This window comes from Streptomyces sp. R-74717, from assembly GCF_047305335.1.
GTDB lineage: Bacteria > Actinomycetota > Actinomycetes > Streptomycetales > Streptomycetaceae > Streptomyces > Streptomyces atratus.
Genome location: NZ_CP102361.1, coordinates 3,783,849 through 3,797,851, shown reverse-complemented (window position 1 = coordinate 3,797,851; position 14,003 = coordinate 3,783,849). Strand labels below are relative to the sequence as shown.

Below are 14,003 nucleotides of genomic sequence, written 5' to 3'. Positions count from 1 at the left end.
TGACGTGCCCGGACGCACCGACCAAGCTCACCCGCCCGCCCCAGGGCGGCATGGCTTCGCGTGTTCGAGGGAATACCCCTGACAGGTCGACGTCCGGTCACAAACCAGGCGGACGTCGTGTCCAAGTGAGCGGCATGGAGTCCGCTCGCCCGGGAGGCCTCTTGCACACGAAGGACCGTACATACAGTGCGGCCGACGCGGAGGGCCGGCGCTCGGCCCGTGCATCGGGGCCGCAGCCCGGTCCGTCCTCTCCCATTGGGATGCTCCGCGACGCCGTCGCACCCCAACCTCGTCCGAGGGGGTACGTCCTTCCGTGGTGACCAGCACAAAGCGCCGCATGTCCGACAGGCGCACCTATGTTCTCGACACCAGCGTCCTGCTGGCCGATCCGAACGCCATGGCCCGGTTCGACGAGCACGAAGTCGTGCTCCCGATCGTCGTGGTCACGGAACTGGAGGCCAAACGGCACCACCCGGAGCTGGGATACTTCGCCCGGCAGGCCCTGCGCCTGCTGGACGACTTCCGGACCCGGTACGGCCGGCTGGATGCCCCGATCCCGCTCGGGGATCTGGGCGGGACACTGCGTGTCGAACTCAACCATTCCGACCCCGGCGTACTGCCCGCCGGATACCGGTTGGGGGACAACGACTCACGGATCCTCGCGGTCGCGCGCAACCTCCAGGCCGAGGGGTACGACGTCACGGTCGTCTCCAAGGACCTGCCGCTGCGTATCAAGGCGTCCTCGGTCGGCCTCCTCGCCGAGGAGTACCGCGCCGAACTCGCCATCACCGACTCCGGCTGGACGGGAATGTCGGAACTGCCCCTCGCCGCCGAGCAGGTGGATCTGCTCTACGGGGAGGAGACGCTGTACGTCCCCGAAGCCGCCGAACTGCCCGTGCACACCGGACTGGTCCTCCAGTCCGAACGCGGCAAGGCGCTCGGCCGGGTCACCGCCGAGGGGAACGTGCGCCTGGTGCGCGGCGACCGGGAGGTCTTCGGCATCCACGGCCGCAGCGCCGAGCAGCGCATCGCGCTCGACCTGCTCCTCGACCAGGACGTCGGCATCGTGTCGCTGGGCGGCAGGGCCGGCACCGGCAAGTCGGCGCTGGCGCTCTGTGCCGGTCTGGAAGCCGTCCTGGAGCGCAGGCAGCACCAGAAGGTGATGGTCTTCCGCCCGCTGTACGCGGTCGGCGGGCAGGAACTGGGCTATCTCCCCGGCACCGAGGCCGAGAAGATGAGCCCCTGGGCGCAGGCCGTCTTCGACACGCTCTCGGCGGTCGCCGGACGCGAGGTGATCGAGGAGGTGCTGGGGCGCGGCATGCTGGAGATCCTGCCGCTCACCCACATCCGGGGCCGCTCGCTCCACGACGCCTTCGTGATCGTCGACGAGGCGCAGTCCCTCGAACGGAACGTACTGCTGACCGTGTTGTCCCGGATCGGGGCGAATTCCCGGGTGGTGCTCACACATGACGTGGCCCAGCGGGACAACCTCAGGGTCGGCCGGTACGACGGAGTCGTCGCCGTGGTCGAGAAACTGAAGGGCCATCCGCTCTTCGCGCATGTCACGCTCAGCCGCTCCGAGCGTTCGCAGATCGCCGCGCTGGTGACCGAAATGCTGGAGGAAGGCCAGATCTGATACGGGATACGACAGTTGGTGCCGCCCGGCGAGCGAAGCAGCTTAGCCGGGCGGCATCATGTCGCGGCGGCATTTCCGAAAAACACTTGCTCCGAACGAGGTGTGAGCTTTCACACGCAACGGAGAATTGCCTACCGGCGTGCCGTTCCGGCAGAGTCTTGCTTCCGTCAGGCCCCGCATACGGCACACCCGCACCTCCAGAGGTGCCACGCACCACACAACTCAACAATCGCCGTCCGTATGCCGCCCGCGAGCACCACGCGGCACTCCCCCAGGGGAGTTGCCCACCGGGTCCGTGCCTCCCGTGACCCAAGCAGTAGGGAGGCCAGCGCCAGGGGCACGATTGCGTCCGCGAGGTCACCTAAGCGGGCGATGCTGGAAGGACACCGTGTGAGCCGGATCTCGGTCCGGGGGTTCGCCGTGGCATCTGCCACAGCCGTAACCACCGTTGGCGCCGTTGTAGGCGTTGCCTCGGGCAGCACTCCCGCTGTCGATGACAACAACTTCGAGGCGACCGCAGCCGACACCACGCTGCTCGCAGACATCCCCGCGGGCCAGCAGGCCCAGGTGCAGACCGCCTCGCTGACTCAGCAGGCCGATGCCCAGGCATCCGCGGCTGACGCGGCGGCGAAGAAGTCCGTGGAGGAAGCGGCCCGCATCCAGGCCGCCAAGGACGCCAAGTCGAAGAAGCAGGCGGCCGAGAACAAGCTGGAGCAGGAACGCCAGGACAAGAAGGACGCGGCCGAGCGCGCCAGCCGTTCCGAGATCCGCAGCGCCTCCTCGTTCGCGCAGCAGGGCTCGTACACCGTGGCCCAGGTTCAGGCGATCGCGCGTCAGATGGTGCCCGCCGACCAGTTCCAGTGCTTCAGCAACATCGTGAGCCACGAGTCGACCTGGAACTACCGGGCGAGCAACCCGTCTTCCGGTGCCTACGGCCTCGTCCAGGCGCTGCCGGGCACGAAGATGGCGTCCGCCGGCGCCGACTGGCAGACCAACCCGGCCACGCAGATCAAGTGGGGCCTCAGCTACATGGACGGCCGTTACGGCAGCCCGTGCGGTGCCTGGTCCTTCTGGCAGGCCAACACCTGGTACTAGAACCTTCCGAGGTTCCGGTCTCAACTTCGCGAAGCCCCTCGCCGTCCTACGGTGAGGGGCTTCGCGCGTGTACGGTCGTCCCGGACGGCTCGGCGGGGGAGCGGTGGGGAGAGAGCACGGGGGAAGGGGAACGATCATGTCGAAGCTTCCGGGGTGGCTCGGCCGTCTGGGCGCCGAACTGACCGAACTGGGCGAGCGGCTGGAGCAGCGCAGGGTCGAGGCCGTGGGGGTTGAGGGCGAGGGGGGCGAGGCCGCGCCGATCGAGCTGCCGGAGACCGCCGCCGTGCCCTCTGTCGTGCCTGTCGGAGCCATACCGGCCGAGGCGGGCCGGCGTGCCGCCGTGGCCGACCGTGTGCCGCCGCCTCCCGCGTACGCCCCCTCCGTGGCGGCCCGGCCCGATCCGGTCGCGGCGATCCCCTGGGGCATGCGCGTCGCGGCCGAGGCGTCCTGGCGGCTGCTCGTCCTGGCGGGCACGCTCTATGTGCTGATGAAGGTCATCAGCGCCGTACAGCTGGTGGTTCTGGCCTTCGTCGCCGCGCTGCTCGTCACCGCGATGCTGCAGCCGACCGTCGCCCGGCTGAGGCGGTACGGTCTGCCGCGCGGACTGGCCACCGCGGTCACGGCGATCCTGGGCTTCGTCATCATCGGGCTGGTCGGCTGGTTCGTGGTCTGGCAGGTCATGGACAACATCGACACTCTCTCCGACAAGGTGCGGACGGGTATCGATGACCTGAAGAACTGGCTGCTCGACAGCCCCTTCCATGTCACCGAGCAGCAGATCAACGACGTCGCGAAGAACCTCAGCGACACCATCGGCACCAACACCGAACAGATCACCTCCGCCGGGCTGCAGGGCGTCACCGTGATGGTGGAGGTCCTCACGGGGATGCTGCTGGCCATGTTCTCGACGCTCTTCCTGCTGTACGACGGGAAGCGCATCTGGCACTGGGTGCTGAAGCTGGTGCCCGCACAGGCCCGGCCGGGTGTCGCGGGCGCCGGGCCGCGCGCCTGGCGGACCCTGACCGCCTATGTGCGGGGCACGGTCCTGGTGGCGCTGATCGACGCGATCTTCATCGGCCTCGGGATCTGGTTCCTCAAGGTGCCGATGGCGGTGCCGCTCGCCGTCTTCATCTTTCTCTTCGCCTTCATCCCGCTGGTCGGCGCGGTGATCTCCGGAGCGCTCGCGGTGGTCGTCGCGCTGGTCACCGAGGGCGTGTTCACCGCGCTCATGGTGCTGCTCGTGGTGCTCGCCGTGCAGCAGATCGAGGGCCATGTGCTGCAGCCGTTCATCCTGGGACGCGCGGTGCGGGTGCATCCGCTCGCCGTCGTCCTCTCGGTCGCCGCGGGCGGCATGGTCGCCGGCATCGGCGGAGCGGTCGTCGCGGTGCCGCTGGTCGCGGTCACCAATACGGTGGTCGGCTATCTGCGGTCGTACGGGCAGGAGGAAGCCCTGCGGCACGCGCCGTCCCCGCGCGGGGCGACCGCGATCGACGTCGCCCCGACGCCCGCACCGGGATCGCCGCCCGAGGACAGCGGCGACAAGAAGACCGATTGAACAGAAGAAGGGCCCCGGGGACGGTCGGTCGTCCCCGGGGCCCTTCTCGTACAAGGGGTACTGCTGGTCCTACTCGGCGAGCACGGCCTCGGCATCGAGGGTCACGCCGACCGCCTGGATCACCGAGGCAATCTTGACGGCTTCCTGAATGGTCTCACGGTCCACGCCGGCCTTGCGCAGCACCTGCTCGTGGGAGTCCAGGCACTGGCCGCAGCCGTTGATCGCGGAGACGGCGAGCGACCACAGTTCGAAGTCGATCTTCTCCACGCCGGGCTTGCCGATGACGTTCATCCGCAGGCCCGCACGGAGCGTCCCGTACTCGGGGTCCGACAGCAGGTGCCGGGTCCGGTAGAAGACGTTGTTCATCGCCATGATGGCGGCGGCCGACTTCGCGGCGGTGTACGCCTCCGCGGAGAGGTTGGCCTTCGCCTCCGGCTCCAGCTCGCGCAGCACCTTCGGCGAGCGCGAGGCGATCGCGCAGGCCAGGACGGTGCCCCAGAGCTGCTGCTGCGTAAGAAGCCCGGTGTCGTCGGCGTGTCCGATGACCGAACCGAGGTTCAGCTTCAGGTCCTTGGCGAAGTCCGGAACGGCGGCCTTCAGTTCGTCGAGTGCCATGTCGCTGTCAGCTCACTCGCCCGAGAGGAGCGCGACCGGGTCGAGGGTGTTCTCGCCCTTGGTCCAGTTGCACGGGCACAGCTCGTCGGTCTGCAGGGCGTCCAGGACCCGCAGGACCTCCTTGGGGTTACGGCCCACGGAACCGGCGGTCACCATCGTGAACTGGATCTCGTTGTTCTGGTCGACGATGAAGACGGCGCGCTGGGCGAAGCCGTCCTCGCCCTCGATGCCGAGGTCACGCATGAGCTCGTGCTTCGAGTCGGCCATCATCGGGAAGGGCAGGTCGGTCAGGTCCGGGTGGTCCTTGCGCCAGGCGTGGTGCACGAACTCGGAGTCACCGGAGAAGCCGAGGATCTGGGCGTCACGGTCGGCGAACTCGTCGTTCAGCTTGCCGAAGGCGGCGATCTCGGTGGGGCACACGAAGGTGAAGTCCTTCGGCCACGCAAAGACGATCTTCCACTTGCCCTCGTAGGTCTTGTGGTTGATCTGCTCGAACTCCTTGCCGCTCTCCAGCGAGACACAAGCAGTCAGGTCGAACTCGGGGAACTTGTCACCGACAGTGAGCACGCGCTCTCCTTGCAGCGTAGGAATTCCCTGTTGCGGGAGTTCCTGAGGGTTGGACGATCTCCACCTTGGCACAGGGTGCATTGATCGCGGAAATAGCTACACTCGGTTGTGATGATCGGAGGTGCCTATCAGTGGCGCAGAGTAATAAGGGCAATCGGATCAAACAGCCCAGCCTGTCGCAGCTGCGCGCCTTCGCGGCCGTCGCCGAATATCTGCACTTCAGGGACGCGGCGGCAGCAATCGGGATGAGTCAGCCGGCACTGTCCGGAGCCGTGTCGGCGCTGGAGGAGGCACTGGGTGTCCAGCTCATCGAGCGTACGACGCGCAAGGTGCTGCTCTCGCCGGCCGGGGAGCGGCTCGCGGTCCGGGCCCGGGTGGTGCTGGAGGCCGTGGGCGAGCTGATGGAGGAGGCCGAGGCGGTCCGGGCGCCGTTCACCGGAGTGCTCAGGCTCGGCGTGATCCCGACCGTCGCGCCGTATCTGCTGCCGACCGTGCTGCGGCTGGTCCACGAGCGCTACCCGGAGCTGGACCTCCAGGTGCATGAGGAGCAGACCTCCTCGCTGCTGGAGGGGCTGGCTGCCGGAAGGCTGGATCTGCTGCTGCTCGCCGTGCCGCTCGGGGTGCCGGGAGTGGCCGAACTTCCGCTCTTCGACGAGGACTTCGTGCTGGTGATGGAGCGGGAGCACTGGCTGGGCGGGCGCACCGACATTCCGCGCGAGGCCCTGCGCGAGCTGCCGCTGCTGCTGCTCGACGAGGGGCACTGCCTGCGCGACCAGGCGCTCGACATATGCAGGGAGGCGGGGCGTACGGGGGGTGCGCCGGTCACCACGACCGCGGCCGGGCTCTCCACGCTGGTGCAGCTGGTCGCCGGCGGGCTCGGGGTGACGCTGCTGCCGCGTACCGCGGTGACGGTCGAGACCGGTCGCAACGATGCGCTGGCCACCGGGTATTTCACGGATCCCGCACCGTCGCGGCGGGTGGCGCTGGCGATGCGTACGGGGGCGGCGCGGCAGGAGGAGTTCGAGGAGTTCGCGGCGGCGCTGCGGGTGGCGATGAAGGCGCTGCCTGTACGGGTGACGGCGGGCGCGTAGAGCGGGCGGAAGGGGTGCGGTCCCCCGGGGGACCGCACCCCTTGCGGGCTACCGCGCCATCACTCCGTGCGCAGGCCGTCCGGCCGCATCAGGCGCCACAGCGATGGCAGCGAGACCAGAGTGACCAGCAGGATCAGTGCCGCTCCCGCGCCCGTCATCGGCAGGAACAGCCACCAGTCGGTCACCTTCTTGGCGATCATCCAGATCATCACCGCCCCCAGGCCGAGACCGCCCGCGACGGCCACCACCAGGCCGATGACCACGGGTACGGCGGTCTGCCAGAGCACCGACCAGCCGAGCGTGCTGCGCCGGGTGCCGAAGGCGACCAGGACCGAGAGCAGGCGCTTGCGCTCACGCAACTGCTCCAGCTGCGAGACCAGCATCGCGGCGGCGATCAGCAGCAGGGTCGCGGTCGCGCCGACCTGGAGACCGGTCTGCACACTGGCGTACTGCCGGTCGCGGGCCACCGAGCTCAGGGTGACGACCCGCATCCCCGGGTCGAGCCGGGCCGCCGTGTTCCGTACGTACTCGGCGACGTCCTTCACGCTCCGGTCCACCTGGATCTGCGCGTTGGTCTGCGCGTGCGGCAGGGTGCTCGGGTCGATCGCGCCGACCGTCGCCATGATGCCCCAGCGGTCCTGGCCCATCGGATCGCGGCGGGTGAGAACAGTCGGGGTGTCGGCGGGCAGGGTCCACAGCTTCGACTTCTCGCCGGGCTCCGATCCCGCCTGGTAGTTGAGTTCGACCGCCTTGCCCTTGCGGGCGGTCTCGTCCATCCACTCGGCCATGCCCTTGTCCCTGGGGTGGACGACGAACGCGTCGCCCTCCTTGCAGGAGCCGATCCGGGCGATCTCGCGCAGGGTCGCGCAGTCGCCGACGGTCAGCGAGGTGGTGGGCTGGATTTCGTCGTCCTTGTACCTGCCCGGCTTGACGGCGTACGACTCGACCGTGCCGATGACCGCCGTCACGCCCTCGGTGGCCCGGAACTCCTTGATGGTCCGGGTGGCCGCTTCACCGGTGACGTTCTCGGAGAACGTGTAGAACTGGGCGCGTGTCGGGTCCTGGCCCGTCATCCGGTTGAACTCGTCGCCCACCGCGGCGAACAGCATCTGCAGCGCCACCGCACCGGCGACCGCGACCGTGATGCCGCTGACAGCGCGGGAGGCCGCGCCGCTGCTCAGCTGGAGCCTGCGGGTGGCGAGCTGCCAGGGCACCGGGCCGCCGCGCAGCCGGTTCACGCACGCCTCGACCAGCCAGGGCAGCAGCAGCGCGAGCCCGACCAGGACCAGTACGGCGCCGCCCGCGATCGGATACGGGTTGACCGGTGAGTACTCGTCGACCTTGCCGGTCAGCCCGAGCACCGCAAGGCCCGCGACCGGCATCAGCAGCCGCCACCAGAGCCGGCGTCTGCGGCTGTGGCCGTTGCGTACGACGCCGAGCGGTTCGATCACCACCGAACGCAGGGCGGTCAGCGTGACGAGTACCGCCGCCACCGGAACCGCGACGGCGATCAGGGCGGCCAGCAGGGGATCGGGGACCAGGTCCGACGGGAAGGCGCTGACGTCCCACACCTCGACGTAACCCATGAACTGACGCCCCACCAGGAAGAACACCAGGCCGGTCAGCAGGCCGAGCACCGCCCCGAAGAACGCCTCGCCGGCCGCGATCCGGCGGGTCATCCGGATGTCCGCACCGACCAGTCGCAGTGCGGCGAGCCGACGGTCGCGGCGGTCGCCGCCGAAGCGCACGGCCGTCGCGATGAAGATCGCGACCGGTACCAGCAGCACCACGCAGATCATGATGATCAGCACGATGAGGATGGGCGGCATCTCCTTGGCCGGGCCCGGGTCGCCGTAAGCGGCGATCCGGTGGCCGCCGCCCTTGGGGGTCAGGGTGTCGCTGCCCGCGTAGAAGAGCAGCTCGCGCGGGGAGACCAGGCCCGCGTCGGCGATCGTGCCGGTGATCCGGTACGGCAGACGCTCCTTGAGGAGGCTGCCCTCCGAGGAGCCCAGCAGCTCCTTCAAGGCGGGGGAGACCACCATTTCGTCCGCGGCGGGGAAGCCCGCCACGCCCGGCGGGACGACCGGGTGGGCACCGTCCGCGCGCATCAGGAAGCCGCCGATGGTGCGGCCGCGGTACTCCGTCTCGGCGTTGATCCGGAGGACCGAGGTGTCCGACTTCTCTGCCGTGGCGTCGGGCGATTCGGAGATCTTGGTCTCGGCGCGGGCCTGATCACGTGCGGAACGTTCGTCGAGCAGATGGGGTGCGGAGGCGGCGACCAGCAGCAGTGCCACGCCGAGGCCGACGCCGACGGCGGTCAGCAGGGTGCGGGTCCAGCCCTCCCGCCCGCCGGAGACGGCGAACCGGACGCCGAGGCCGAGATCGCGCAGCAGGGCGGCGATACCGGTGGGCCCGGTGGGCCGGGGCGGTGCGTCGGCCGGGGCGTTCTTCTGGTCGAGCAGGGTCATACCGCGTGCTCCAGGTCGCGGGCCCGGCCGTCGCGCACGGTGACGTCGCGGTCGGAGTACGCGGCGACCCGGGCCTCGTGGGTCACCAGGACCACGGCGACATTGGCGGACCTGGCCGCCTCGGTGAGCAGCTCCATGACCCGCTCGCCGTTGAAGGAGTCCAGGGCGCCGGTCGGCTCGTCGGCGAAGATCACCTTCGGCGATGCGGCCAGCGCACGGGCCACGGCGACGCGCTGGCCCTGGCCGCCGGAGACCTCGCCGGGGCGCTTCGCGCCGACGGTGTCGACCTCCAGGCGCTCCAGCCAGTGACGGGCGGTGCGTTCGGCTTCTTTGCGCCTGGCGCCGCTCAGACGGAGCGGCAGGGCGACGTTCTCCACGCAGGTCAGCTCGGGGACGAGCTGGCCGAACTGGAAGACGAAGCCGAAATCGGTGCGGCGCAGAGCGCTGCGTTCGGCGTCCGACATCGCGGAGAGCTCGCGGCCCGCGTAGGTGATCGTGCCCTTGTCGGGGGTGACGATTCCGGCGAGGCAGTGCAGCAGGGTCGACTTGCCGGAGCCGGACGGGCCCAGCACGGCGACGACCTCGCCCGGGTGGATGGAGAACGAGGCGCCGTCGAGCGCGGGCGTGGACCCGTACGACTTGTACAGGCTGTCGGCGCTGAGCAGTGAGCCGGCGGGGGTCATGCGCGCACCTCCGCAGCGAGCCGGTCCAGCCGGGCGGCGGTCAGTTCCAGCCAGCGCAGATCGGCTTCGAGGTGGAAGAGCGCGTGGTCGCAGATCAGCTGATCGGCGAGATCGCCCTTGCGCTTGCGGTCGGTGAGGATGCGCATGAGGCGCAGGTGTTCGGCGCGCTGGGCGTCCAGCAGGGCCTCGGCGCTGCGGCCGGTGAGCAGGGCCAGGACGACCTTGGTGTAGAGCGTCGACTGGAGGTACGGCTCGGGCTTCTCCGGCTGCGCGAGCCAGGTGCCGACATCGGTGATGCCTGCCTCGGTGATGGCGTACCGCTTGCGCTCGGGGCCGCCGCCGCTCTCGATGCCGTCGACCTCGACGAGGCCGTTCTTCAGGAGCCGGGACATGGTCGAGTAGACCTGGCCGTAATGCAGGGGGCGGTCGTGGCCGAACTTCTCGTCGAACGTGCGCTTGAGGTCGTAGCCGTGGCGGGGGCCGGACTCCAGTAGTCCGAGCAGGGTGTGGCCGATAGACATGCACAGCACTGTACACGGCGTGTATACCTCGGGTGTATACCCGGGGGCTCCCCCTGGGGGACCCACAGTCCTCAATCGCCGGACGGGCTCGACTTGTCCTTCGGGGGACGCCCCCGGCGGGGGATCGGGCGGGCCGTGCCCGGCAGGCGGCCCGCTTCTGCCAGCGCCCTGCGCAGCAGGAACTCGATCTGGGCGTTCGCGCTGCGCAGCTCGTCGGAGGCCCAGCGGGCCAGCGCATCGTGCACCGCGGGATCCAGCCGCAGCAGCATCTGCTTGCGCTGCTGCGGCTGCCTGCGCCCGGGGGTCTCTTCCGTCACTGGTAAAGAGTGCCCGTATTGAGGACCGGCTGCGCGGCGCGGTCACCGCACAGCACCACCATCAGATTGCTGACCATGGCCGCCTTCCGCTCCGAGTCCAGCTCGACGATGTCCTGCTCGGCGATCCGGGTCAGCGCCATCTCGACCATGCCGACCGCACCCTCGACGATCTGCTGCCGGGCCGCGACCACCGCGCCGGCCTGCTGGCGCTGAAGCATCGCGGAGGCGATCTCGGGGGCGTACGCGAGATGGCTGAAGCGCGATTCGATGATCCGCACGCCGGCGGCCTGGACCCGGGCGGTCAGCTCCACGGCAAGCTTCTCGGTGATCTCCTCCGCGTTGCCGCGCAGGGAGAGGCCGCCCTCCTCGTGGGCGTCGTACGGGTACTCGATCGCGATGTGGCGGACGGCCGCCTCGGTCTGGGTGGCGACGAATTCCAGGAAGTCGTCGACCTCGAAGAGCGCCTGCGCGGTGTCCTCGACCTTCCAGACGACGATCGCGGCGAGCTCGATCGGGTTGCCGTAGGCGTCGTTGACCTTCAGGACCGCGGTCTCGTGGTTGCGGACCCGGGTGGAGATCTTCCGGCTGCTGGTGAGCGGGTTGATCCAGCGCAGCCCGTCGGTACGGATCGTACCGACGTACCGGCCGAAGAGCTGGATCACTCGCGCCTCGCCCGGTGCGACCATCTTCACACCCGTCATGCAGAAGAACGAGGCGATGACGAGCAGGACGCCGAGGATCAGGACCGGGACGCCCACGCCGTTGTTCCCGTTCGAGCCGACTATGCCGCCGACGATGGCGAGACCGATGCCGGCGATCACTCCGATCACGGTCAGCAGCAGGCCGAGGCCGCCGGGAATGCTGTGCGCCGCCACCTCCCTCACCTGCGGTTCGGGCATCTGAGGGGCGTCGGGCGTGAGATCGGCGGCCAGGGTGGCCACGGCGTGCGGATCGTGTTGGTCGGACATGGGATCCCCCGTTTCGAAGGCGTGCTCGGTGCTAGCAATGTGATTACACATTATCTGGATTCGCAACCATGGGCACCTCTCGTGAGTCGGTTCCCTAGAGAACGGTGCTGATTGTCACGTACGCAAAAGGCCGCATCGCTTGCTTTTTGTCCCTGCCGACAGTGTTAGCTGGCTGGGCTGAGCTGATCTGGTCGAGCAGAGAAACAGGAGCAACACAGCGATGGGTCGAGCGGATGCGCGACGAGCCCAGCGGCGCGGAGCGCGGCGGGGTGCGAAGAGCGGCGGCATACGCAGACTCTTCACCTGGCGGAAGATGCTGGGCACGTTCTTCGGGTTCTGCCTGCTGATCATGGGCGCCTTCGTGGCGCTCTACCTGTACGTGGACATACCGAAGGCCAACGCCCTGGCCGAGCGGCAGAGCAACGTCTACCAGTACAGCGACGGCACCGTGCTGACCCGTACCGGTAACGGGGTCAACCGCCAGATCGTGGATCTCGCCGAGGTCCCCAAGGAGGTGCAGCACACCTTCGTCGCCGCCGAGAACAAGACGTTCTACAAGGACCAGGGCGTCGACCTGAAGGGCACCGCTCGCGGCCTCCTCAACACGCTCTCAGGCAAGGGCAAGCAGGGTGGCTCGACCATCACCCAGCAGTACGTGAAGAACTACTACCTCACGCAGGACCCGACGGTCAGCCGCAAGCTCAAAGAGCTGGTGATCTCGCTCAAGGTCGACCAGAAGAGGGACAAGAACTACATCCTCGCCGGGTACATCAACACCGCCTACTACGGGCGGGGTGCCAGCGGGATCCAGGCCGCCGCGCAGGCCTACTACGGGGTCGACGCCAAGGACCTCAACGTCTCCCAGGGTGCCTATCTGGCCGCGCTGCTCCAGGCCCCCAGTCAGTACGACTGGGCAGTCGCGACGCCCACCGGCAAGAAGCTCGTCAAGGAGCGCTGGGGCTACACGCTCGACAACATGGTCGAGATGCACTGGCTCGACAAGTCCGAGCGCGACACCCTGAAGTTCCCCGTCCCGGACAAGCCCAAGCCCGCCCGCGGCATGGAGGGACAGACCGGCTACCTCGTCGATGCCGCCAACAAGGAGCTGGACAAGCAGGGCATCACGGAGGACGTGCGGCGGGCCGGCGGCTGGACCTTCACGCTCAACATCGACAAGAAGCGGCAGAAGCAGCTGGAGAAGGCCGTCGACCGCCAGCTGGAGTCCAAGCTCGACCGCAAGGACAACAAGGTCGACGCGACCGTCCAGGCGGGTGCCACCTCCGTCGATCCGAAGACCGGCGCCGTCGTCGCGCTCTACGGCGGGGTGGACTACGTCAAGCACTACATCTCCAACGCCACGCGTCGGGACTACCAGCCCGCCTCCACCTTCAAGCCGCTGGTGCTCGCCTCCGCGCTGGAGAACGAGGCGAAAACCCAGGGCGGCGATCTGATCGGCGTCAACACCCGCTACGACGGCACCAGCAAGCGGCCGGTCGTGGGCAGCGACACGCCGTTCGCCCCGGAGAACGAGGACAACCAGAGCTACGGCAACGTCACCGTGCAGACCGCGATGAACAAGTCGATCAACTCGGTCTTCGCGCAGATGGTGGTCGACGTCGGCCCGCCCGCGGTGAAGGAGACGGCACTGTCGCTCGGCATACCGGACCAGAACTTCCCCGAGCGCCCCGCCATCACACTGGGCACGATGAACGCCTCGACCTGGGACATGGCGGGCGCGTACGCCACGCTCGACAACCACGGCAAGAAGGTCACCCCGTTCATCGTGAAGTCCGCCAAGAACCGCGACCGGACGGTCGAGCCGGCCAAGGGCATCGGCGACCAGGTGATCAGCCGCAAGTCCGCCGACACCGTGACCTCCGTCCTGAAGGGCGTCGTGGACAGCGGCTCAGGCCGGGCGGCCAACACCTCGGCCTACGAGGCGGCCGGCAAGACGGGCACCTCGGAGAACAACAAGGCCGCCCTGTTCGCGGGCTACACCCCGGAGCTCACCACGGTCGTGGCGCTCTTCGGTGAATCCCCCAAGGACGGCGGCGGCCAGGTCAGCCTGACCGGTACCGCCAACTCCGGCCGGGCCAACGGTGGCGGGTTCCCGGCACAGATCTGGGCGGACTACACGCTCGGTGCGCTGGGCGGCGGCTCCAGTGCCCAGTTCGACTTGCAGGACGTCGAGCGCGGCGAGGTCACCGTGCCGACGACCCCCTCGAACACCCCCTCGGCGCCGGAGAGTCCCACGCAGCCGCCGTCCCAGGAGCCGAGCCGGCGCAGAGCCCGAGCGACAGGCCCAGCCAGTCGACCAGCCAGTCGCCGGAGCCGCCGCCGAGCCAGTCGCCGGAGCCGCCGCCGAGCCAGTCCCCGGGTCTGCCGGGCGAGGGAGGGGACCCCGGACGGCCGGGCAACGGCAACAACGTCGCGAACAACCCGCCCGGACAGTGAGGCCGTGAGGACATGAGTGAGGGGCGGTGCCGA

General features: G+C 69.0%; 11 protein-coding genes and 1 pseudogene. 5 read left to right on the top strand and 7 right to left on the bottom strand.

Features of this window, described 5'->3' with window-relative positions; all coding sequences use genetic code 11:
* Positions 1–313 precede the first annotated feature (313 nt).
* The 3 genes from NRF20_RS17045 (at position 314) to NRF20_RS17035 (ending at position 4,286) form a co-directional block, all read left to right on the top strand.
* Entirely contained in the window at positions 314–1,636 is a 1,323-nt protein-coding gene (locus NRF20_RS17045) for a PhoH family protein (protein ID WP_093896785.1), read from the top strand.
* 390 nt (positions 1,637–2,026) lie between these two features.
* Positions 2,027–2,731, top strand: coding sequence for a lytic transglycosylase domain-containing protein (locus NRF20_RS17040; protein WP_413752830.1), 705 nt, complete (start codon positions 2,027–2,029; stop codon positions 2,729–2,731).
* A gap of 136 nt (positions 2,732–2,867) precedes the next feature.
* On the top strand, positions 2,868–4,286 hold the full coding sequence (locus tag NRF20_RS17035) for an AI-2E family transporter (protein WP_398632198.1): 1,419 nt from the start codon (positions 2,868–2,870) through the stop codon (positions 4,284–4,286).
* A 69-nt stretch (positions 4,287–4,355) separates the two neighbouring features.
* Here the strand turns inward: NRF20_RS17035 and NRF20_RS17030 are convergent, their stop codons facing one another.
* Together NRF20_RS17030 and NRF20_RS17025 are read right to left on the bottom strand one after the other, a co-directional pair.
* Complete coding sequence (locus tag NRF20_RS17030) at positions 4,356–4,901, bottom strand: alkyl hydroperoxide reductase (RefSeq protein ID WP_093896788.1); 546 nt, start codon at positions 4,899–4,901, stop codon at positions 4,356–4,358.
* A 12-nt stretch (positions 4,902–4,913) separates the two neighbouring features.
* Complete coding sequence (locus tag NRF20_RS17025) at positions 4,914–5,468, bottom strand: peroxiredoxin (RefSeq protein WP_031083404.1); 555 nt, start codon at positions 5,466–5,468, stop codon at positions 4,914–4,916.
* A gap of 131 nt (positions 5,469–5,599) precedes the next feature.
* Here NRF20_RS17025 and NRF20_RS17020 point away from each other — a divergent pair, with 131 nt between their 5' ends.
* Positions 5,600–6,559 (top strand): hydrogen peroxide-inducible genes activator, encoded by a 960-nt coding sequence (locus tag NRF20_RS17020; protein ID WP_398632199.1) that lies wholly within the window; start codon positions 5,600–5,602, stop codon positions 6,557–6,559.
* 59 nt (positions 6,560–6,618) lie between these two features.
* Here the strand turns inward: NRF20_RS17020 and NRF20_RS17015 are convergent, their stop codons facing one another.
* The 5 genes from NRF20_RS17015 to NRF20_RS16995 all read right to left on the bottom strand — a co-directional run bounded on the left by NRF20_RS17015 (position 6,619) and on the right by NRF20_RS16995 (position 11,516).
* Complete coding sequence (locus tag NRF20_RS17015; RefSeq protein ID WP_413752829.1) at positions 6,619–9,027, bottom strand: FtsX-like permease family protein; 2,409 nt, start codon at positions 9,025–9,027, stop codon at positions 6,619–6,621.
* Positions 9,024–9,710, bottom strand: coding sequence for an ABC transporter ATP-binding protein (locus NRF20_RS17010; RefSeq protein ID WP_398632201.1), 687 nt, complete (start codon positions 9,708–9,710; stop codon positions 9,024–9,026). The genes NRF20_RS17015 and NRF20_RS17010 overlap by 4 nt, the downstream gene beginning before the upstream one ends.
* A complete protein-coding gene (locus NRF20_RS17005) occupies positions 9,707–10,231 on the bottom strand; it encodes a PadR family transcriptional regulator (protein WP_266358344.1) in 525 nt (174 codons plus the stop codon). Before NRF20_RS17005 ends, NRF20_RS17010 begins: the two co-directional genes overlap by 4 nt.
* Before the next feature lie 71 nt (positions 10,232–10,302).
* The gene (locus NRF20_RS17000) at positions 10,303–10,548 is read right to left on the bottom strand and encodes a hypothetical protein (RefSeq protein WP_329833796.1); all 246 of its coding nucleotides are present in this window, start codon (positions 10,546–10,548) and stop codon (positions 10,303–10,305) included.
* The gene (locus NRF20_RS16995; RefSeq protein ID WP_413752828.1) at positions 10,545–11,516 is read right to left on the bottom strand and encodes an SPFH domain-containing protein; all 972 of its coding nucleotides are present in this window, start codon (positions 11,514–11,516) and stop codon (positions 10,545–10,547) included. The genes NRF20_RS17000 and NRF20_RS16995 overlap by 4 nt, the downstream gene beginning before the upstream one ends.
* A 220-nt stretch (positions 11,517–11,736) precedes the next feature.
* Between NRF20_RS16995 and NRF20_RS16990 the strand changes: the two are divergent.
* Positions 11,737–13,970: pseudogene (locus tag NRF20_RS16990) on the top strand (transglycosylase domain-containing protein).
* Positions 13,971–14,003: the final 33 nt, after the last annotated feature.

Excerpts from the sequence above, each read along its gene's own strand:
- NRF20_RS17005 (WP_266358344.1), bottom strand. The coding sequence starts at position 10,231 with ATGTCTATCGGCCACACCCTGCTCGGACTACTGGAGTCCGGCCCCCGC.
- NRF20_RS17030 (WP_093896788.1), bottom strand. The coding sequence starts at position 4,901 with ATGGCACTCGACGAACTGAAGGCCGCCGTTCCGGACTTCGCCAAGGAC.
- NRF20_RS17015 (WP_413752829.1), bottom strand. The coding sequence starts at position 9,027 with ATGACCCTGCTCGACCAGAAGAACGCCCCGGCCGACGCACCGCCCCGG.
- NRF20_RS17010 (WP_398632201.1), bottom strand. The coding sequence starts at position 9,710 with ATGACCCCCGCCGGCTCACTGCTCAGCGCCGACAGCCTGTACAAGTCG.
- NRF20_RS17035 (WP_398632198.1), top strand. The coding sequence starts at position 2,868 with ATGTCGAAGCTTCCGGGGTGGCTCGGCCGTCTGGGCGCCGAACTGACC.
- NRF20_RS16995 (WP_413752828.1), bottom strand. The coding sequence starts at position 11,516 with ATGTCCGACCAACACGATCCGCACGCCGTGGCCACCCTGGCCGCCGAT.